Raw genomic sequence first — 21,290 nt, 5'->3', positions numbered from 1 at the left:
CAATTAAAGAAACACTATGAAAGTAGTACAGAGTTTTTGGTCTGGAGGAAGTACAACTATTCAAAAATATGGTTGGTTGTCAGCAAAATATCATTTTCTCGGATGGATACTAAGTGCAAACCAATTACGTAAGTATTATGACAACCTCGAATTGGTAACAGATTCTTTTGGTTATTCATTACTCATCGAAACACTAAAATTGCCTTATACTGATGTTCGTGTCGAATTAGATGAATTAAACCGTTATCCTAGTGGTCTCTGGGCCTTGGCGAAAGTAAAAGCATATCAATTACAAAATAAGCCCTTTTTGCATGTGGATGGTGATGTTTTTATTTGGAAGGAATTTTCTAAAGAACTTTTGGAGTCCGGTTTAATATCACAGAATAAAGAAATAATTACAAAGTACTATCGAAATATGTGGGATGATATTTCATGTCATTTATGTTATTTACCTAAAAGCTTACATGCCTTTGATAATGGATATAATAATTATTCATATAACATGGGAATTTTTGGAGGCTATGATTTAGACTTCATAAAGGAATATACAAATAAAATACTCTCTTTTGTCAGCAGGAATTGTAGTGTTTGGACAAAAATTAATCTTTTCAATTTTAATATTTTTTTTGAGCAAGTATTATTCTATGGATTGACGAAGGAAAGTTCAAAAAATGTTTCTACAATGTTCTCTAATGTAATAAAGGATGGGGAATATATAGGTTTGGATGATTTTGATAGTATTCCAAAAAAAACATATCTACATCTACTTGGCCCATTTAAGCGTCAATTGACTACTTGTAAAAAATTGGAGTCGTATGTAATGAATTTTTACCCAAAATATTATGAAAGACTGGAAAAGCTTATTAAGCAAGAACCTCTTTCTTCATATTTGGAATATGACTACACCCTTGAAAAAAATATAACCCTTAAAAAAAATTATGCGGACTTACTTGCAAAAAATAGATGTGATAATGTCGATAAAACACCGATCAAAAATTGGAGAGAAAATATATTAGGCAGGGACCTTTTTATGGTTGGACAAGTCCAGTTTTTCTGGAAGCTAATGAAAGAAGAGAGGTGTTTTCTGATAATACCAATAGCAGACTTTGAGATTGTAATAAGTAGTCATGTAGAAAAGAAAATAGTAATTAAAGAATTAGACGGGAATAATATTGAAGAATCTTGGATAAGCATAGATGAGATCATTTTTAATGAGTTGAAGGGAGTGTGTGATAATCAAATGTTTATTGAAAATTCGCTAAAGTATTTATCCGAGGATTTTCCTGATGATGAGAAGGAAGCTTTTTTAGAAACATTATGGTTGCGGGTTGCCCAATTTATTTCATTAAAGATTTTTGTAGCTGTTCGAGGGGATTTTTTGACGAATCCTGGAAAAAACATAAAAAATAATTCATTGGCCGATGGTAGTTTTTATCATTACTACTAAAACAAATGATGAGGAATCAGTCATGCCTACGTATAAAGATGACAATTATCAACTTTAATTATTTTAATTATGAAAAAGTTTAATTTGGAAGAATTCAACAAAGCCAAATTAACATTGTCTGAAAGACTAAATGTTAAAGGTGGTTCAGGTTCTACTACTTCAAGAAGAACTCATACCTCCTGTACAGGAAGCGATTCTGATTCTCGAAGGACAGATTCAGATTAATTTGAATAGGCGCATTGATGTAATTACATCAATGCGCCTTTAATAGTTATTCTAAGATTAGAATAATACTCCTTTAATATGCATAATTGTTAGTGATTAAATATTATGATTCTAATTTTTTCCATCGAAAATGAGCTTTCAACAAGTTCAGTCATAAAGTGGCTAAAACATTATGACCAAGAAGTTGTCCGAATAAATGCTGACGATCATACATACAAGTTTTGTCAAATGAATAATAAGGGGATTTTTTTTACAAATACTAAAACTGACCATACCTATAATCTGTTGGATGCTAAAAGTTGTTGGTGGAGACGTACAGGTCTTAGCCTAACAAATTTTCTTTGGGAAGATCCCAAAGAAAAATTTATTGTTGACGGGTTTGATTTAACTCCATTGGTAAATGGTAACAAAAGTCTTCTTAAATCAGAAGCCATTAGCTTGAAAAAATATATATTTAAAAGAATCTACGATAAGTGCAAGATAAATATTGGAACTCCATGGACATATAGTTTAAACAAACTGGAAGTACTTGACATCGCTAGAGAAGAAGGACTAAAAGTTCCATATTACGAAATTATTTCAAAAACAAATCAAATTTTACAAAGTAAAATTCAAACTGAATTTGTAACTAAATCCATAGCGGAAGGGATTTATGAAGTTGTTGATAATTATAGTTTTTATTCTTATACAGAACTGAACTTGAAGGAAAATTATAAAGAAAGTGAAATACCACTATTTCCTTCAATGATTATGGATGTGATTAGAAAAAAAATGGAAATACGAACTTTTTATTTAGATGATAGTTTTTATTCGATGGCAATAATGTCACAATCGTCAGATCAAACGAAAACAGATTTCAGAAAATACTTAGAATCAAAGCCCAACAAATGCGAAGTTTATAAACTTCCAGAAGAAATAGAACAGAAGTTAAAGCGAATTTTTAAACGTTTAACATTGAATAGTGGATCAGTTGATTTAATTGTGAATCAACAAGATGAGTATGTTTTTTTGGAAATAAATCCTGTAGGTCAATACGCCATGACAAGTGAACCTTGTAATTACAATTTGGATAAGGAAATAGCAAAGTATCTTATACATGGAAACACTAAATAAAATTGAGCTAAATAATTCAGAACTAAAAGGGCTTCCCCTCTTTTTTAAGAAAATATTTTATAATCAGGTAACAAATGCTGAAGATGAATTAAAGCTTTATAAGTATCATACTAATCTACAAAGTATTGAGATGAGAAATTATGATCCTCATAGAGTTATTTGCAAAATTAATTATCCTGAAACTGAAGAAAATGAAGTATTCAAAAAATGATATTTTTTTTATATCCTCTAGTTGTAAATTAGTAAAAGGAGCCAATAGAAGTGTAATCATTGACTATCCAAGGGCAGATGTTCAGATTATCTCCAATCAGTTTTACGATTTACTGCAACTGATGGACCGAAAAAAGATCCAAGAAACTTTGGACCATATAGAGGAAGATTCGTTAGATAAATTTTATGATTTTTTAGATTTTTTATTAGAAAATGAATATGGATTTATAACATCGAATATTGATAGTTTCCCTGAAATTTCTACAATATTTGACGATGCCCATGTTACAGTGAAGGACATTATTGTAGAAATTGACGAACAGTTATTCCTTGAGGATGACTTTACTGATATCATACATCAAATAGATGCTTTAGGTTGTAGTGATCTACAATTACGAATATTATCTCCTTCAAATTATAGTTTTTTAAATAAAATTTTAGCTATAGCGGATGCATCAAATCTAACATATTTGGAATTGCTTGTACAAGAAGTACGGGAAGACATTTCTAATAATCAATGGCATAAGCTATTCGAAAATTATTCGTCTCTTTCAAGTGTAAATGTATATAATTCTGATGAAAACAAGTCTATAGAGTTTTTTATAGAAAGAAACCGTTTTCATTCACTAGCTATCGGTAAGTTAAATTACTTAGAAGAAAGCTCTATTAGTGATTGTTGTGGGATTATAACTTTTGATCACCTAACATTCAACGATACTTCAACACATCATCTTCATCAAAAATTTAATGGTTGTTTATATAAAAAATTAGCCATTGATAAATATGGAAATATCAAGAATTGTCCAAGCATGGAAAAAACATATGGTCACATAAATAATATATCTATCCATAATGCTTATAAAAGTGAAGGGTTTAGAAATCTTTGGACTGTAAATAAAGACATTATATCCGTTTGTAAAGATTGTGAGTTTAGATATAACTGTTCGGACTGTAGGGCCTTTACCTCAGACAAAGATGACATACATAGCAAACCATTAAAATGTGGCTATAATCCGTATACCAATACTTGGGAAGATTGGAGTTTAAATGAGTTGAAAACATACGAGGCGAAAAAATATGGCTTTAAAGAGGTTAATTAATAAGCTAAAACCTTTTGAATTTGTTATTCAACATGACGCGATGGATTGCGGTCCGGCTTGTTTGGTCATGATAGCTCGTTTTTATGGAAAAAAATACTACATAAAACAAATCCGTGACGAATGTTATTTGGGAAAAGATGGGGCTAATTTGTTAGGTGTCGAGGAAGGAGCCATTAAAATGGGATTTAAAACCATGCCGGTAAAAATCACCTTAGCCGAACTAGTTGAAAAAGGTCCGTTACCTTGTATACTTTTTTGGAATAAAAGTCACTATGTTGTCTTGTACGACATTAAAATCAATCCTCTCTCCAAAAGGAGAGTATTTAAAATTGCTGACCCATCGCATGGAAAAACTTCTTTGAATCAGGAAAACTTTGAAACATTATGGGCGGAAAAGGGAGAAGGGATCGCTTTATTTTTAAGTCCTACCAAGTTCTTTTATGAAAAAGAAATTTCCAATCAGAAAGGGTTTAATGCGGCTTTTCTATTAAAGTTTTTAAAACCATATAAAAAGGAAGTTTCAATACTTATTTTGGGGTTAGGAGTTACGAGTCTTTTCACCTTAATATTTCCTTTTCTAACAAAGGCATTGATTGATATAGGTGTTGACTCTAAAAATTTAAATTTTGTGTTTATCATTTTATTAGCCCAAATTTTTTTGTTCTTAAGCTCGACAGTAGTGGAGATCGTAAAAAGTTGGGTACTATTATTCATCAATTCAAAAATAAATATCACTATTGTTTCTGATTTTTTGCACAAAATAATACGTCTTCCGTTTTCATTTTTTGATTCAAGACAGCTTGGGGATTTTTCACAGCGTATACAGGATCATGAAAGAATTGAAGAGTTTTTGACTTCTCAAAGTTTAATGGTTATATTTTCTTCACTTAACTTTTTAATTTTCTTTTTCGTCTTAACATACTATGACTTTAAAATTTTATTGGTATACTCACTTTTGACTGCTTTTGCAATTGTTTGGTCATTAGTTTTTTTAAAGAAGTTAGAAAAAATAGATTACTATCGTTTTAACTATAGAAGCGAAAGTCAACAATCAGTATTTGAGTTAATAAATGGGATTACTGAAGTTAAACTAAATAATATAGAACGATATAGAATATCACAATGGAGAAAAGCACAAATAAAATTGTTCAGAGTAAATTTAAGAGCATTGAAATTAGATCAAGTTCAATTAATAGGATATGATTTTGTAAATCAATTAAAGAATATCGTGGTCATATTTATTGCTGCTAGGGAAGTTATTCTTGGCAATATTACATTGGGAGCCTTATTGAGTATTTCTTATATAATTGGACAAATGAATTCTCCGATCGATCAATTAATTGACTTTTTTAGATCATGGCAATATGCAAAATTGAGCTTAGAAAGATTGTATGAGGTTCAAGAGATAGACGATGAAGAGAAAGAAAGCGATGTACCTTTAGCGAAAACTGATAATGCAAAAATAAAAACAAATGGAGTTTTTCCTTGTATCAAAATCAAGGATATTTCTTTTCAATATAATGGCCCACGTTCTCCTTATGTTTTAAAAAATCTTTCCTTCGATATTCCGTATGGCAAAACAACAGCTATTGTTGGAGAGAGTGGTAGTGGAAAAACCACACTAATGAAATTACTATTGAAATTTTATAGCCCGGTAAAAGGAGAAATAAGCTATGAGAATATTAGCCTTACTAATATCTCTGCCAGTGATTTAAGAAAGAGATGTGGTATTGTTTTGCAAGATGGATTCCTCTTCTCAGACACATTAGAAAGGAACATAGCAGTTGGAGAAGATGATATTGATCTAAAAAAGCTACAAAAAGCCATACAAATAGCGAATTTAGATGAATTTGTGAAGTCGTTACCTATGGGATTGAAAACACAGGTTGGCTCAAACGGAAATGGGCTCTCAGGGGGACAACGTCAACGCGTTTATATTGCTCGTGCAGTATATAAAAATCCTCAGTTTATTTATTTTGATGAAGCAACTTCTGCTTTAGATGCCGAAAACGAAAAAATAATCTATAATAACCTTCAAAAATTTTTCAGAGGTAAAACAGTAATCAAAATTGCACATCGTTTATCTACGGTCAAAAATGCAGATCAAATTATTGTTATTAAAAAAGGGGAAATTATCGAATCTGGTACTCATGATGAATTGGTTGCGCTAAAATCTACCTATTTTAATTTAGTTAGAAATCAACTTGAACTAAGTGTCTAAGAAAAATGGAAAAGGATTTTGAAGATATAATAAGTCGAAAGAATTATTTTCTTGTTCGATACGGTATGCTAATTATTATTATTGTTCTAGTTCTGACAATAATAACTATGGAAGTTCTCAAAATAAATGAAAAGTCTATTTTGAAAATGGTCATAGAATACTATTTCCATTAATAATGAATAAAATCTATTTAAAATAAACTAATGCTATCACCTAAAATCAATATGATAGGTATATATTATGGTTCTTGGCCATGGTATTTTGATTTTTTTTTAAAATCATGTTCCTATAATTCGGATGTTACATTTTATATTATAACCGATATTAAACCTCCCCAAAAATATCCAGACAATGTGATGTTTATTTTTATGACACTTAAAGAAGTGGAAAAAATTGCTTCTGAAAAATTAGGTTTTAATGTTAATTTGGAGAATCCATATAAGCTATGTGATTTTAAGCCAGCTTATGGTTTTTTCTTTGAAGATATTTTGTTTGAATATGATTTTTGGGGGCATATTGACATCGATCTGATTTTTGGTAGAATAAGAAATTTCTTTAGCAATGATTTATTAAGTCAATATGACGTCTTCAGTGTAAGGAATGAATACCCTTCAGGTTTTTTTATGTTATATCGGAATAATGATTTAGTAAATAAATTATTTAAAAGGAGTAAAGACTACAAACGTATATTCTCCTCTCCAGAACACTTTTGCTTTGACGAATGTAATTTTCAGCATCTACCTCTCATGGATGGAGTCGATATCACTGATACTAATTCAACTATAGAAAGTATGATGCATGTGATAAAAAAAGCTCAAGAAATGAATCTTATAAAAGCACATTTTGATTTTTACGTTATTGAGGGCATGCCTGGATACATTAAATGGACAAATGGTGTTTTATCATACAGAAATGAATTCGAAATTTTGTTGTACCACTTAATTCAGGCAAAAAGTAATCATTATTTTAGAGCCCAAAGATGGAGAAAAATCCCAAATACTTTTTACGTTGAAAAAACAAATTTTTTTAGGTTTTCTAGAAAGTCTTTGACAGGATATTTTATGAGGCTTATTGATAAATTTAGAGTAGAATGCCATAAAGAAATAAATCACTTTTTAATTTTACTTAATAAAAGAATAATGTGGGCTTTTCCTTATTTTCATCGGAGATTAGTTAGTGAAGGGTCTTATTTTTTTGGGAACAAAAAAATAAATATCAAAAGAGAAAACAACTTATACTATGCTTCTTTTGATGATGATGAAAAAGAACAATTAACTCCCGTGTTTTACAGTAAATATTTATTTTTTTGTCATAATTGGTATTGGTTGTTTGAGTTCAGGGAAAATATGTTAATAGTAAGGGAAGGAAATGGGCAAAAAGTAAACTACAAACTTAAAGAGAATGTTGACAAGACCTTCAATTTAGATAGGTTTACCCCCTCTAATAGGATTTGAACTAACCCGTTTTCCAATGACTAACTTCTTCAAATCTTCCAAAAACCGGTTCGAAAATCGTTCTGCCAGGCTCACTACAAGCATCAGGTCCGGCAACACATGTTGCCGGATTTTGTTTTTTGGAGAAGTTGAAACGCAGTTTCCAAACTTCGGAAAAAAACAAAAGGAGCAAAACGAGAGCTTTGCGGGCTTGGTATTTGCAAAGAGGAGCTATCATCCGGGATCACGAAGTAATCTCTCCGGGAAATGGCGCCATTTTTTGTATAACTACGTTATTTGTTTACGCTTAAGGTGATAATTTTCTAAGAGAAGTTGTAATAGCCACTATTTGATCTGACAGTTGGGGGTACTAAAAATTGTCAGCTATGCTCTTAGGTATGTACTTGGTGCCGTTTTCTTTGGTCCTGTTTTCATACCCTACGAGAGCTGTTCCCGTATACCCCCTTCTTTCTTAGCCCTGCGCATCCCGAAGAACACATTTAATTTTCCATGTAAAATAAGTAAAACCCCATTGCTATTATTATTGGGTGCAAACCATATTTTGAAAATGCAACATTTAGCTAACCTCCATGGTAAAAGTTAATATTCCTGAACAAAATCAAAAAGGTACTGCCTCGAATCAAGACCTAATTTTTTTTTCAATCGGTTTCTGGCTACTCTCAAACTTTCTTTTTTTACAAGCATTGCTTTGGCTATATCAGAAGATGTCATGCCAAGTTTTATAAAAGCAAGATGTTTAAGTTCTTTTTTGGACAAATCCGGGAATTTACCGGAGATATTCTTATAAAAATCGGGGTGGATCTTTTTAAAATGAACCATGAAATCTTCCCAATCTTCATCTAAATTCAGGGTTTCCTGAATGTATGTCAAAACACACCTCAATTCTTTTCTCATTTCAGGTTCAAGTTCTAATATTTTATGCTCTACCTTTTTAACAATCTCTTTCTTTTTTTCAAGCAATGCTGATGACAGCAGTAAATTTTGCTGAATAATCTCTCTTTTTTGCTTTTCTATTTCAGCAATTTTTCGTTCCTGAATGTTCCGTGTGCAGCTCAAAATCAAAACAACCTCACCCTGTTGATTATATAAAGGTATGGTATACCCTTCGAACCATTGATATCCTCCTTGTTTTGTTTTAAAAAGCAATTCGAGTTTCTCCGGTTTGTTAGAAAGCCCTGTTGTTGAAGCTGAAATATTCTTTTGAAGGATTATGAAATGATCGGGGTGAATGAAATCGTTAGGTATTTTGCCCTCCAGGTCTTCGGCTGTATAGCCCATTATTTTCGCTGTGGAAGGACTGGCATATAAATATCTTCCATCTGTAGGGTGATGTAAACATACTACATCAATAGTGTGTTCTGCTATTAACTTTAACTTATCAATATTGTGCTCCTTGAGCAGTTTGGATAAAGCAAAACTATCTAGTTTTTTATTGCTTTCTATTAGCTTTAACAGCGCTTCGGTTTCCCGCCCTTGTGTTTTATAACGCATTGATTGATGATAAGATATTTAATAGCAATTCTAATTATTGCTTACTGCTAAAATAAATACTTTAGATGTAAATGAAATTAAATTTCACACATTAATGAAGCTTTTCATATCCTCTGGTATAACCTGCCGCATTTTATAACTATGCTTAAATAAAGTTTCTCAATAAAAATTTCATGTTTGATAACGGTATGTTAACGGTCTGACAGATATGTATTTGTACGAGGTTTGCCTACCCATTATTTTTGGCCATCCTTTAAAAAAAGGAGAATAATTTTTTACAGACACTTAATTTATTTTTATGAAAGCAACAAAAATGGTTTTATGCCTGCTTTTGGTTTTTATGGGTTTTCCAGCCCGTGCACAACAATTAAAGAATGGCACCTATTATCGCACAGCCAGTGATGGTATCGTCGAAATATCCGATTGCTGTGATAATGAAAAATTTACCGTTACATTTAAAAATTCCGATGGAACAGAAAATACCAGGGAATTAAAATCGGTTCAGGGTACTGACGGACTTTATTTATATGTTGGTGAAGGTTTCTTCTATTTTATTGCCGAAAGTGACGGATATCTCGAACGTTATATATTTAACGGAGATTTTAATTATGCTACAGCAAAGCCTGCCGATTATTATGAAATACTGTCCCGCGACCAGTCACTGGTCAACTCAAAAAAGAGTACAGCAGAATTGAGACGAAACGTATTGGAAAGCGGAAAGGAAAAATTCTATTTTCCAAGACTACTGACCAAATATGCTAAAGCTCCTGCAGATGAAAGGTTTCAGGTTGATAAATATTACAGGGGTATCAGCTCAACGGGAAAGAAGAGTACGATGCATGTGAAAGTGGTGGACAAGAACACGGTTGATGTAGTTTTCGGGGCTAAAATAAAAATGCTCACCCTGGCAGGTAAAATGGGGACACAGACATTTTCCAGGCACCATTTAAACCCGAATCTCTTTGTTTATTACGATACCCCCAGGTATTGGGGAAGAAGTGACCCGAACCAGTACTTATACTTTGGCGCAAACGGTATTCATTATATCTATAATGAAGGTGATAAATCCATCTTTCTGTTTGGGGATGAAAAGAAAAAGAAATACAGCGAACAAGAGATTACGGAAATGGAGTTCAAGACCAAAGAAGACATAGAAAAAGGATTCTGGAAACAAAAGGAAATATTTATGAAAAGCTGGGTGGACAATCCTGAGATGCCGGCAGCAGCCATGAATGACGATGGAATAAAGGCCGAAGCTTTAAAAGCCCTTCAGAAACACGCCAAGGATAAAGGATGGAAAGAGAATTTTACCGATGTTGTAATTACCTCCGGTAGCTGGAGCGATGTGATTACGGCATCCTATATTGGCCGTACTATAGAAGTTGCTGCAAAGGCCACATGGCCTGACGGACATTGCACTTTTCAATATTTTGATTTGATCTCCATGCATGAGAATGGGGGGTACAGTAAAACACTCTTCCACTACACCACGGGAAATCAATACGATACAGACTGCAATTAATTTTTTAAACTAAAGCACTCCGGACTGCAAGTCCAGGGTTTAGGAAGGCAATCCTGCCCGTCCGGCCGGAGAGGAAATTACCATAGTTATTAGGTTATTTAGTCAAGACGCAACAACTCAATAATCTAATAACCAAAGGATATACAAAAACTAAAGTATGATATACAGAGCCAGCCGAAGTAACTACAATGAAATCGAAGGCTTTTAACCTTTAACCTGATAATTAACACCTCCGGTGCCGGCCTGTCTGACAAAGGCAGGTACGTAAGGCATCATGTGAAAAATCTAAAAAGCATTTTAAATAATAAACTAATGAACACAAAAAAAATATTTGCTCTTATTGCTGTCCCTTTTTTACTTTTTACAAGTTGTAGTAGTGATAATGATAGCGATAATCCGTCACCAATAGCACCAATACCTGCTGAATTTTCGATAAATGAAAACACAGTTGACTTTGGAGAGGTAGAAATATCGACACAAAAGGAAGTAGAATTGACCATTACCAACACAGGCGAAGAAGATCTAGCTTTAAAAAATTATACCTTTTCCGGCTCAAATGCTTCAGCGTTCAGTACTGATGCCGGTGAAACTGAAGAAATAGTACAAGCCGGTAAAACGTATAACTTTACCATAGTGTTTGAACCCGCAGGGGAAGGGAATAAAACAGCGGTTCTGACAATTACCAGTAACGTCGGGGAGCATAAAATAGAATTATCCGCTAGTGCTACTCTTGATCCAAATGCCATAGTAAACATTCCGGACGCTAACTTTAAAGCAGTATTACTGGGGCAAGGAACTACTACATCGGGAACCGTGGGAGGATACCGGAATAGTAAAATTGACACTAACGATGATGGAGAGATACAAATCAGTGAAGCACGAGCGTATGAAAGTGCCCTGATTGCCAGTAGTGTTTTAAATGATAGTTATCACATAAGCGATATGACAGGAATAGAAGCTTTTGTAAACATTAAGGCGTTATGGGTTTCAAAGAACCAATTGACCAGTTTGGATATTTCTAATAATACTGCTCTTGAATATTTAATTTGTGATAACAACCAATTAAGCAATTTAGATGTCTCCAATAATACAGCCCTGGAGTATTTGAATTGTGCCACCAACCAATTAACCGATTTAGATATTTCCAAAAATACAGCCTTAATTCAATTGTTTTGTTACAACAACCAGCTATCAGATTTAGATGTTTCCCAAAATGCTGATTTAGAAATGTTAATGTGTAATGACAATCAGCTTTCAAATATAGACGTTACAAGCAATACTTCCTTATTCCGGTTAAGGATTCATAATAACAAGCTTACTAATTTAGATGTTTCTAAAAATACTGTCTTGAAAGACCTTAACTGCACTAATAATCAATTGACAAGTTTAGACCTTTCCAATGCTGCCAAATTAGAAATATTATTTTGTGATCATAATGAGTTAACAAGCATCGATATTTCTCAAAATACGCTTTTGAAGGAATTGAAATGTACTTATAATAAATTAACTGGCCTGGATACTTCTACAAACACTACCCTGGAATCGTTAAACTGCGGATATAACCAATTAGCAAGTCTGGATGTTTCCCAAAATACCGCATTAAAATTTCTTTACTGCTATAATAATCAGTTAACAACCTTAGATGTTTCCAAAAATATTGTATTGAAGTACTTTTACTGTTATGAAAACCAATTAACAAGTTTGGATGTTTCCAATAACCCTTCGTTAGGACTTTTTAGTTGTCATAGCAATAAACTAACCAGCCTGAACCTTGCTAATGGTAATAACAATAACCTGACACAAGTGGAAGCCGTTTATAACGATTTGACTTGTATTCAAATAGACCCGGGATTTGTCCCTCCCGATAATTGGACAAAAGACGATGCTGTAGCTTATACTTATAACGAGAGTTGTCTTTAATTTTACAGTCGAAAAAACAAAAAAGCTAAGAACAAAAACCTGCAAGATTTTGAAAACCTTGCAGGTTTAATGATCAAGAAACAACCGATATCAATCAAAATGACCGCAAAATCAAAAAAAATCCTCCTCCTCTTAATGGTATTAACAATTGGTTTTCAGCCCTACGTTAATGCACAGGATTTACAAGCTGACACAAAATCCACGGAAAATACATTTACCGACCCCCGCGATGGTAAGGTATATAAAACCGTAAACATAGGAACACAGGTATGGTTTGCCGAAAATTTCGCTTATCTGCCGGAGGTAGATACTGTAAACATATCCGTTTACGGTTATAAGGGAAATTCGGTTAAAAAAGCAAAAAGAACAGAATCATACGAAAAGTATGGAGCTTTATACTCTTGGGAAAAAGCAAATGAATTAGCGCTCGAAGGATGGCGATTACCGACAGATGCCGACTGGATGCAACTGGAAACTACCGTAGGAATGCCCAAAGAACTGGCTGTCAAAAATGGCTGGCGAGGAGATGAAAACAGTGCTGTTGCATTGAAGGAAAAAGGACGTTCCGGATTTGATATAAAGTTTGCCGGATGGCGAACGGATTACGGTGATTTCAGATTTCAGAATGAACACGCCAATTTTTGGGTAGCAGATGCCCATGACAATGAAAGAGCTTATGAAAGATTAATAGGGTTGAATAATCAGAAAATCGGACGTGAATACGGAAATAAAGGTTGCGGGTTTAGTGTAAGATACGTGAGGGATATGCCAGTTGAGGAACATATCACATACCCCGAAAAAGAATGGGAGATGATGGACGACGTATCCGAGTTTGGTTGGAGTCAGGATAAAATCAATCAACTTTACCGCTATGCTATTGATAGCACAAATGCTACCGGGATTATTGTTATACAAAGTGGTAAAATGATATACGACTATGGAGATACGCATGAATTGAGTTATATAGCCTCGGTTAGAAAAAGTTTATTGTCCATGTTATATGGGAAATACGTAGAGAATGGCACCATTAAGCTGAACAAAACGCTTAAAGAGTTGCATATTGATGATGTCGGTGGATTATTAGAGATTGAAAAAGAAGCTACAATTTCGGATATCCTGCAGTCAAAATCGGGAGTATACCACCCCGCAAGTAATCCCGGAGGAAATGAATGGTTATTTCCCGAACGCGGCAGTAAAAAACCAGGCACCTACTTTATATACAATAATTGGGATTTTAATGTGGCCGGATACATTTTCGAACAGGAAACCGGAAAAGATATCTACGAGGCTTTTGAAAAGGATATCGCAAAAAAAGCAGGCTTTCAACAATGGGATATATCGAAACAACAAAAATCAGGTGATACAAGTAAATCTAAATTCAAAGCCTACCATTTTGAACTATCCACCAGGGATATGGCAAGGATCGGGTATCTCATGTTGCGAAAAGGAAAATGGAAGAATGAACAAGTAATACCCGCATCATGGGTAGAAAGAATGACTACCATTACAACGAGTTATAAAGAAATGTATAAAGTTGACCCAAGACTTAAGGATTGGCGCTGGTGGAAGTGGGGACAAGGACTTATGTGGAGAATATGGGATAGTCCTGGTGTACCTCCGGAATTTAAGGGCGCTTATACGGCTACGGGCAACCAGGGACAATATATTACTATCTTTCCTGCAATGGACATTGTTGTCGCATTAAAAACAAAAGCCGTTTACGGAAGAAGAACAGATAAAGAAGCCTATGAATGTTTTTTGAACAAGCTGATCGATGCCAGAAAGTAAAGAACCAACCCATAAATATATGCCTGTATATATTTCATTATACCGGTATTTTATCATTGTATTTATTGTTTGTTTTTCAAGCTGCAAGAATACTTCAGGAAAAAAAAGTTGTTCTGACGAACAGTTTAATCAAAATCAGAACTTTAAGTTGTCAGACAGTCTGCTGCCTTATGTAAAGTACCACGAGAATCTGATGGCATTTACCAATGTCACCTTAATAGACGGCACGGGCGGGTTTATAAAGTCAAACCAGGTCATCATCATAGAGAACGGAATTTTTAAAGCCATAGGGAATGCCGGTGAAATTAAAATTCCGGCGAAAGCATCCGTTATTAATTTGAACGGAAAAACCATCATACCCGGTATTGTGGGAATGCACAATCATTTACATATTCCGGGGTTTCCATACGTTGGTGATGTTGCTTCCAAACTCTATCTGGCCTCCGGGGTAACAACCATCCAGACCTGTGGGGCCGCATCCCCCGGGCAGGAACTGATGTTGTCTGAAAACATCGAACAGGGAAAACAAATCGGCCCGGATATCATACCAAGTGCTCCCTTTATAACCGGAGCAGGCGGAAATCCTAACATGATCATCCCGAGAAATGAAAAGCATTTGAGGGATACTATGCAGTACTATATTAAACAAGGGATAAAATGGTTTAAAGTGTATCGGAATACCAGGCCGGAAAACCTGAAAATTATTCTGGACGAAGCTCATAAAAACAAGGCTAAAGTAAGGGGACATTTATGTTCCGTAACCTTTGAGGAAGCAACTAAACTCGGAATTGACGGTATAGAACACGGATTGAACAGCACCAGTGATTTCAGGACCGGTAAGGAGTATGGTATATGTAACGGTGGCCGGGAATATATGGATGAACTCATTATAGACAGCCCGAAAGTGCGGAGGCTTCAGCAGTTAATGATCGACAATGGAGTATTGCTTACCTCTACTCTTTCCATTTATGAGGCCAGTATACCCAGCCGGGCTTATGCAGATTCCCGAGCGCTGAAAGCAATGTCTCCCTATTTACGAAGTCAATATAAAGAACGAAGAAAGCAATTTGACAAGAACATTGCCGATTCAACCCGGAATAAGCGACTTAAAAGAATTATGCAATTTGAATACCAGTATTACAAAATGGGAGGTTTGTTATGTAGTGGCGTGGATGCCGGGAGGCACGTACTTCCGGGCTTCGGTGATCAACGGAATTATGAGCTGCTTATAGAGGCCGGTTTTTCAACAGAGGAAGCCATTAAAATAATGACGTATAATGGTGCTAAAGCATTAAACCGCAACGATATTGGCACCATTAGCGCCGATAAAAGAGCAGATTTCGTAATTCTCAACGGAAATTTAAAAAAAGATGGCTCTGTGATTGAAAGCGTCGAAACTGTCTTTAAAAATGGTATTGGTTATGACCCAAAAGCGATTTTGGAAAAAACACAAGGGCGGTTTGGAAAAGAATGAGTTATTAAAGGGCCGTATAACACTTGAAATATTTATTCACTAAAACGGTATAGACATGAGAAGAAGCACTACACAACATACTACTAAAACAAAAACCTTAACTGTTTTTATTATAACCATCATTTTAGGTTATATACTTTTTATAATTCCCGATATATTCTTTGGGATCACCACAATTGGTGGGGGCAAAATCGGTATTAACTTGTTGTATATTGCCTTATTCCAGTTGTTATCTGTTACAGCCCTACTCTATGTCTCCCTTAAAATCCTGAAAAAGGACTTCAAGTATATCGGACTCAGGTTTGAAAACCTCGGAAAAGATATTTTATCCGGTGCCTGTTTCGGGGTGTTATGGGCCATCCTTCAGTTCGTTTTCATTATCCCCAACACTGGCGGGATCAACCGTCCGGATATCTATGACATGTCGGCAATGTATGACGGAACTTTGTTGGGAACGCTTTCATTTGTTGCTTTGGGAGTAATTGGTGGCGGTATCACAGAAGAACTTTTTAACAGGGGATATTTTATCAATGTTCTTAAAGATGTTTTCAAAAATCCCAAAACCGGGCTATGGATTTCGGCAATTCTTTCCATTATACTTTTTGCACTGGGTCATCTGCCCGTAAGCGTATTGGATTGGTTTGACATCCTGGTCCCCACAATAATGTACACTTTGTTGTTTCTTTTCACCAAAAGATTAACAGCTTCGATAGTAGCCCACGGCATTTATAACATGTCGGCTATTATACTGACTTATTATATGTATTTTAAATAAAAAAAGAAGAATCTTGAACAGCATATTAAGACTGGAAACAATAAAAAAATACAGCAAAGTAATGGCAGTAAATATGGGCCTGTGGATCATCTTGTTTGCCTGCTCTATGCCTTCAGATAACAAAAAGTATTTAGGGCAGGCCCCTCCTTCATTGAAACCGGAGCTGTTTGCACCGGGCCTTATTTCAAAAAAAGGGGAATCGGAATTCGGATCGGTTTTTAATAAGGAAGCTAATGAATTTTACTATGGGACAGACATAAACGGCAGATCGGAAATTCGTTTCACTACACTGGAGAAGGAAGCCTGGAGCCAGCCGCAAACACTGCTGTCTAATGAAAAATACAGTTGTAACGACCCCTTCCTTTCTCCTGATGAACAAAGATTATACTTTATATCCGACAGGACTGTTGATGGGCTTGACGTCAAAGACGATTACGATATATGGTATATAGAAAGGGATTGAAAAACTATACGAGGATATACAAAAAATGAATAATTAGGATCTGAAAACCTTAACAATGAATGTAAAACCTTTTTTGGCGCTTCTGCTTGCGGTAGTGCTTTCTTGCTGTTCTGCAGAAAAGTCAAATTTTCAGACCGATGAATTAATCGGAGTATGGTCAGGATTATTATTTCAGACCGAAGCAAAATTCGATTCGTTGATAATACTTCCTGCAAATAACCCAACAGAAGCCCGGCTTTATAAAAATTCTGAAAAAACGGCTTATCCTGTCTTGCAGAAAAGAGAAAATCTGAGTTTTAAAGGCTCTTCGAATCTTCGATTTGATGCTTTTCTGTCTGATGACGATAAAATTCTTAATGGGGTTCTGACTAATGATTTATGGGCACAAGATCTAAATTTTGAAAAAAAAGGAGATGCATGGATTTCCAAGGTTCATAAGCCCGAAATAATTGACACCGACTATATCGTCTATCTGGAATTTTACAAAGACTCCGATGGAAATTTACAAGCCCGTATTCAAAGCAATAAGGAAAACAGGGAATTACACTTCACCATTGAGGAAGTCCTGATCGAAGAAAACAATATTGACTTCAGGATAACCAACGACCGTTTCGGGATTTCAGCTGTGTATGATACGGGGAAAAAGAATATGGTACTAACTTATGGCAATCCAGGTGGGAAAAGGAAAATACGATTAAGGAAGCTTCGAGATGATGAACTGGAAGGTTATTTGCCAAGGTCCCCGAAAGAAAAGTACCGGTATAAAATACCAAAGTCTCCCGATTCCTCCATGCAAACGGCTTCTTTGGAAGATGTGGGTATTGATATGTCACTGGTAGGTTTCATGGATAAAATGACCGGTAATGATTATAAACATATTCATAGCATTATAATTACAAAGAACAAAAAACTTGTGTTTGAAGAGTATTTTCACGGGTACGACAGGGAATACCTCCATGACATACGATCTGCATTCAAATCAATAGCATCGCTGGCCATGGGCAAGGCAATGATGAAAAACGAGGAGTTGAAAGTTGAAAATGCCATTCTTGACTATTATCCCGATTACAAAATAAATGATGTACAAAAGAAAAAGATTACCGTTCATCACTCCTTGACCATGAGTACAGGGATAAAACCGGAAAATGAGGATAAAATGCAATGGGATCACAATGATTGGGTGGGCTACAAATTAAACCTTCCCATGAAACATGAACCCGGTGAAATATTCGAATATTCGTCTGGAGGCAGTAATCTGTTAACAGGAGTTATTGAGAAATCTGTCGATACCTACCTCCCTCTTTTTATTTATGAGGAATTATTGTTACCAATGGGAATTAATAAATTTCAAATGCTGACATCTCCGCAAGGGAGAGGATATCTGGCCGGCTCATTTTACCTGCGCCCCATTGATTTTACCAGGTTTGGGTTGTTGATGCTCAATAACGGGAAATGGAATGGAAAACAGCTCGTTGCAGAATCATGGATTGAAGAATCCGTTAAACCTCATATAAAAGGGAATTGGCCCAAAAACTCCGATTACGGGTATTTATGGAGATTATGGGAACGAGAGATAGGAGGAAAACAGGTGAAAACCATTGAAGCCTGGGGTAATGGAGGTCAATTTCTGATAATAATTCCTGAAATTGAAATGACTATCACCATAACAAGTGGTAATTATAACCTGTTTCCGGATATGGAAGAAATACCGTTCTCAATTTTGGATACATACATCTTGCCCGCCGTTAAATTAAAATAGGCTTACATCATCAATCAGGACACCATCAAATCAAAAAATATGAAAAGACATCTTCCAACAATCAACTTCATCTTTTTAATCGGATTGACTTGCTTTTTCTTTTATGACAGCCATGTCAATGACATTAAAATATTCAAAGAAATTCAAGCGGAAAGATTAAGTATCATTGGACCTGATAAAAATTTATATATTTCGATTAGCAATCCCGAAAGGCAAGCATTGGCCACTACCCACGGTATTCCACATAATCCGGGTTCAAAAAGAGATTTGCCAGGAATAATATTCTTTAATCGCGTAGGTGATGAAGTGGGAGGTATTTATTATGATGGACCTGATGAAGAGAATTTTGCAGGCATCACTTTCGACCAGCAAAAAAACGACCAGATAATGGACATCATGAAAGACGAATACCTGGAAGAAGGTGAGTGGAAAAGATGGTATGGAATGTTTTTTAGGGAACGCTCTGACTCCATACGAGTTGAAAAATTGTATGATCAATTTCTTGAGAGGACGAAATCAATGACAAAAAAGGAAAAGATGCTGAATATTTGAAATTCAAAAAACACCTGGACTCCGAAATTAATGTGTACAGAATGTTCCTGGGTCGTGAAGAAAACAAAAATACCGGCTTGTTTATATATGATTCAAAGGGAAATGAACGGATTAAAATTTATGTAGATGAATTGGACAATACCCGGTTTGAGATTTTTGATAAAAAAGGAATTAAGAGAACCTACTAAAAAATGAAAAAAACACTTCTGATCGTTCTGATCGTCTTTTCCGCCTGCAAGCAAAAAAAGAGTTCGGAGATCATACCGGCAGCATTACATAATGATTCCATATCTCAAATAGAAGGTATCGAAAAAAACCTGGTCCCGGTGCATTACCTGAAGGGCAGGGACCATAAAAAGTCGATACCTCAACTCATGCAGGAAGACAAGATCCCGGGGGTGAGCATCGCATTTTTTGATAACGGGAGAATATCCTGGCAAAAAACATATGGGTATTCCAATCTAACGTATTCCGCAAAGGTTACTCCCAATACGGTTTTTAACGGTGCCTCGTTAAGCAAGCCCGTAACCGCAATGGCAGCCTTAAATTTAGTGGAACAAGGTATTTTAGCCTTGAATGAAGACGTCAACAATTATCTCGAAGGATGGAAAGTTCCTGACAATAAATTCACGGAACATGAAAAAGTAACCCTCAGGCGACTTATTGGTCATACTGCAGGTTTTGAAAGATATGTACAGTCATCCTTTTTTCCCAACGCAGGATTTCCAACGATAACCCAGATGCTGGCAGGAGAAAAACCTTCCGTTGACCCGGCTGTTTCTGTAGTCTATGTTCCCGGGCAAAAACAAGTATATTCAAACCCGGGCTATTCCGTTATTGAAAAACTTATAGAAGATGTCACGGACAAGGAGTTTAATGCCGTCATCAATGACCTGATATTTGAACCATGTGATATGCCCCATAGTTCATTTGAACAGCCTGTCCCGAACCGCCTTTCAAAACAAATGGCTACAGGATATTCCGATAAACCGGAGCCCTACCCTTATAAACTGTTTCCTTTTAAAGCGGCCGGGGGCATCTGGACTACGCCTACTGATTTAGCAAAATTTTTATTGACAGTATTGGAAGACCATCATTCGGGTACTAATGTCATCCTGTCTAAAAAAATGACAGACAGCATATTCACTAAAACACCCGAAAGATTAGGGTTTGCAAAGGTTTATAATGACGAAAGCCGGGATATCCTCTTTGAACACTGGGGAAGTAATTCGGGATTTACCTGCTATATGGTAGCTTCCTTAAACAATAAACAAGGCGTGGTTATCATGACCAACAGCGATAACGGGATGTCCCTGATGAGTTATATCGTCAGGGCAGTCGCAGTAGCATACAACTGGGACTTCTTAAAACCCAGGGTGTTCGATAGCATTGTAATGAACGAGGCAGAGATGAACAGGTTTACAGGAAAATTTAAAGGAGGGAACGAAGTCTTGGGGTTTGAGATTGTTGAAGGAACCCTTCACTTTTTAAGTGAGACAGATACTACTTCAAAACTTATTCCTGTGGCAGAGAATAAATTTATACAGTCAGATAACAATACACTTTATGAGTTCTTAAAAAATAGAGATGGTGAAATAAAGTATGTCCGTATGACAAAGACAGATGGATATAACAGCGATTATCTTAAACAATAAACGAAATGAAAAGGAAGTTTTTCGTGCTTTAAAATCTCTGGCTTCGGAACATTCCGGGCCTTTAGAATTTGAAGTCCGTGATCGTATTGGCATTTAAAAAAAGGTTTTAGTCTCCAAAGAA

The 21,290-nt window shown here is 35.3% G+C and carries 17 protein-coding genes; 16 read left to right on the top strand and 1 reads right to left on the bottom strand.

The window, feature by feature from the left end; translation table 11 throughout:
* The first annotated feature begins 16 nt into the window (after positions 1–16).
* The 6 genes from ACVBDU_RS07315 (at position 17) to ACVBDU_RS07290 (ending at position 7,770) form a co-directional block, all read left to right on the top strand.
* Positions 17–1,447 carry a DUF6734 family protein gene (locus tag ACVBDU_RS07315; RefSeq protein WP_447179111.1) on the top strand — a complete coding sequence of 477 codons (1,431 nt, stop codon included), beginning with the start codon at positions 17–19 and terminating at the stop codon, positions 1,445–1,447.
* A 330-nt stretch (positions 1,448–1,777) separates the two neighbouring features.
* Positions 1,778–2,785, top strand: a complete 1,008-nt coding sequence (gene gwsG, locus ACVBDU_RS07310; protein WP_447179110.1) for a grasp-with-spasm system ATP-grasp peptide maturase — start codon at positions 1,778–1,780, stop codon at positions 2,783–2,785.
* On the top strand, positions 2,769–2,996 hold the full coding sequence (locus tag ACVBDU_RS07305) for a hypothetical protein (protein WP_447179109.1): 228 nt from the start codon (positions 2,769–2,771) through the stop codon (positions 2,994–2,996). Before gwsG ends, ACVBDU_RS07305 begins: the two co-directional genes overlap by 17 nt.
* Positions 2,977–4,095, top strand: coding sequence for a grasp-with-spasm system SPASM domain peptide maturase (gene gwsS / locus ACVBDU_RS07300; RefSeq protein WP_447179108.1), 1,119 nt, complete (start codon positions 2,977–2,979; stop codon positions 4,093–4,095). Before ACVBDU_RS07305 ends, gwsS begins: the two co-directional genes overlap by 20 nt.
* The gene (locus ACVBDU_RS07295; RefSeq protein ID WP_447179107.1) at positions 4,073–6,316 is read left to right on the top strand and encodes a peptidase domain-containing ABC transporter; all 2,244 of its coding nucleotides are present in this window, start codon (positions 4,073–4,075) and stop codon (positions 6,314–6,316) included. The genes gwsS and ACVBDU_RS07295 overlap by 23 nt, the downstream gene beginning before the upstream one ends.
* Positions 6,317–6,519: 203 nt before the next feature.
* Entirely contained in the window at positions 6,520–7,770 is a 1,251-nt protein-coding gene (locus ACVBDU_RS07290; protein ID WP_447179106.1) for a DUF6625 family protein, read from the top strand.
* Positions 7,771–8,349: 579 nt separating this feature from the next.
* Here ACVBDU_RS07290 and ACVBDU_RS07285 read toward each other — a convergent pair.
* A complete protein-coding gene (locus ACVBDU_RS07285) occupies positions 8,350–9,261 on the bottom strand; it encodes a PAS domain S-box protein (RefSeq protein WP_447179105.1) in 912 nt (303 codons plus the stop codon).
* A gap of 298 nt (positions 9,262–9,559) precedes the next feature.
* Here ACVBDU_RS07285 and ACVBDU_RS07280 point away from each other — a divergent pair, with 298 nt between their 5' ends.
* The 10 genes from ACVBDU_RS07280 to ACVBDU_RS07235 all read left to right on the top strand — a co-directional run bounded on the left by ACVBDU_RS07280 (position 9,560) and on the right by ACVBDU_RS07235 (position 21,169).
* The gene (locus tag ACVBDU_RS07280) at positions 9,560–10,783 is read left to right on the top strand and encodes a hypothetical protein (RefSeq protein ID WP_447179104.1); all 1,224 of its coding nucleotides are present in this window, start codon (positions 9,560–9,562) and stop codon (positions 10,781–10,783) included.
* A 312-nt stretch (positions 10,784–11,095) separates the two neighbouring features.
* A complete protein-coding gene (locus tag ACVBDU_RS07275; RefSeq protein WP_447179103.1) occupies positions 11,096–12,703 on the top strand; it encodes a choice-of-anchor D domain-containing protein in 1,608 nt (535 codons plus the stop codon).
* 135 nt (positions 12,704–12,838) lie between these two features.
* Positions 12,839–14,491, top strand: a complete 1,653-nt coding sequence (locus tag ACVBDU_RS07270) for an FISUMP domain-containing protein (RefSeq protein ID WP_447179102.1) — start codon at positions 12,839–12,841, stop codon at positions 14,489–14,491.
* Positions 14,492–14,639: 148 nt separating this feature from the next.
* Positions 14,640–15,965: an amidohydrolase family protein gene (locus ACVBDU_RS07265; protein WP_447179101.1), complete on the top strand. Its 1,326-nt coding sequence runs from the start codon at positions 14,640–14,642 to the stop codon at positions 15,963–15,965.
* 55 nt (positions 15,966–16,020) lie between these two features.
* Positions 16,021–16,740, top strand: a complete 720-nt coding sequence (locus ACVBDU_RS07260; RefSeq protein WP_447179100.1) for a CPBP family intramembrane glutamic endopeptidase — start codon at positions 16,021–16,023, stop codon at positions 16,738–16,740.
* Between the two features lie 13 nt (positions 16,741–16,753).
* The gene (locus tag ACVBDU_RS07255; protein WP_447179099.1) at positions 16,754–17,203 is read left to right on the top strand and encodes a TolB-like translocation protein; all 450 of its coding nucleotides are present in this window, start codon (positions 16,754–16,756) and stop codon (positions 17,201–17,203) included.
* A 55-nt stretch (positions 17,204–17,258) separates the two neighbouring features.
* Positions 17,259–18,962 (top strand): serine hydrolase domain-containing protein, encoded by a 1,704-nt coding sequence (locus ACVBDU_RS07250; protein WP_447179098.1) that lies wholly within the window; start codon positions 17,259–17,261, stop codon positions 18,960–18,962.
* A gap of 39 nt (positions 18,963–19,001) precedes the next feature.
* A complete protein-coding gene (locus tag ACVBDU_RS07245; RefSeq protein ID WP_447179097.1) occupies positions 19,002–19,514 on the top strand; it encodes a hypothetical protein in 513 nt (170 codons plus the stop codon).
* Positions 19,511–19,702, top strand: a complete 192-nt coding sequence (locus ACVBDU_RS07240; RefSeq protein ID WP_447179096.1) for a hypothetical protein — start codon at positions 19,511–19,513, stop codon at positions 19,700–19,702. Before ACVBDU_RS07245 ends, ACVBDU_RS07240 begins: the two co-directional genes overlap by 4 nt.
* Positions 19,703–19,705: 3 nt before the next feature.
* The gene (locus tag ACVBDU_RS07235; protein ID WP_447179095.1) at positions 19,706–21,169 is read left to right on the top strand and encodes a serine hydrolase domain-containing protein; all 1,464 of its coding nucleotides are present in this window, start codon (positions 19,706–19,708) and stop codon (positions 21,167–21,169) included.
* The last annotated feature ends 121 nt before the right edge of the window (positions 21,170–21,290 follow it).

Source organism: Sinomicrobium endophyticum (assembly GCF_052983315.1).
This window is presented reverse-complemented; position numbering and strand designations above follow the sequence as displayed.

What these genes read in the sequence shown, in the direction of transcription:
- gwsS (WP_447179108.1), top strand. Translation starts at nt 2,977, where the DNA reads ATGAAGTATTCAAAAAATGATATTTTTTTTATATCCTCTAGTTGTAAA.
- ACVBDU_RS07235 (WP_447179095.1), top strand. Translation starts at nt 19,706, where the DNA reads ATGAAAAAAACACTTCTGATCGTTCTGATCGTCTTTTCCGCCTGCAAG.
- ACVBDU_RS07305 (WP_447179109.1), top strand. Translation starts at nt 2,769, where the DNA reads ATGGAAACACTAAATAAAATTGAGCTAAATAATTCAGAACTAAAAGGG.
- ACVBDU_RS07315 (WP_447179111.1), top strand. Translation starts at nt 17, where the DNA reads ATGAAAGTAGTACAGAGTTTTTGGTCTGGAGGAAGTACAACTATTCAA.
- ACVBDU_RS07280 (WP_447179104.1), top strand. Translation starts at nt 9,560, where the DNA reads ATGAAAGCAACAAAAATGGTTTTATGCCTGCTTTTGGTTTTTATGGGT.
- ACVBDU_RS07260 (WP_447179100.1), top strand. Translation starts at nt 16,021, where the DNA reads ATGAGAAGAAGCACTACACAACATACTACTAAAACAAAAACCTTAACT.
- ACVBDU_RS07290 (WP_447179106.1), top strand. Translation starts at nt 6,520, where the DNA reads ATGCTATCACCTAAAATCAATATGATAGGTATATATTATGGTTCTTGG.
- ACVBDU_RS07270 (WP_447179102.1), top strand. Translation starts at nt 12,839, where the DNA reads ATGGTATTAACAATTGGTTTTCAGCCCTACGTTAATGCACAGGATTTA.
- ACVBDU_RS07285 (WP_447179105.1), bottom strand. Translation starts at nt 9,261, where the DNA reads ATGCGTTATAAAACACAAGGGCGGGAAACCGAAGCGCTGTTAAAGCTA.
- ACVBDU_RS07295 (WP_447179107.1), top strand. Translation starts at nt 4,073, where the DNA reads ATGGCTTTAAAGAGGTTAATTAATAAGCTAAAACCTTTTGAATTTGTT.
- ACVBDU_RS07250 (WP_447179098.1), top strand. Translation starts at nt 17,259, where the DNA reads ATGAATGTAAAACCTTTTTTGGCGCTTCTGCTTGCGGTAGTGCTTTCT.
- ACVBDU_RS07275 (WP_447179103.1), top strand. Translation starts at nt 11,096, where the DNA reads ATGAACACAAAAAAAATATTTGCTCTTATTGCTGTCCCTTTTTTACTT.
- ACVBDU_RS07245 (WP_447179097.1), top strand. Translation starts at nt 19,002, where the DNA reads ATGAAAAGACATCTTCCAACAATCAACTTCATCTTTTTAATCGGATTG.
- gwsG (WP_447179110.1), top strand. Translation starts at nt 1,778, where the DNA reads ATGATTCTAATTTTTTCCATCGAAAATGAGCTTTCAACAAGTTCAGTC.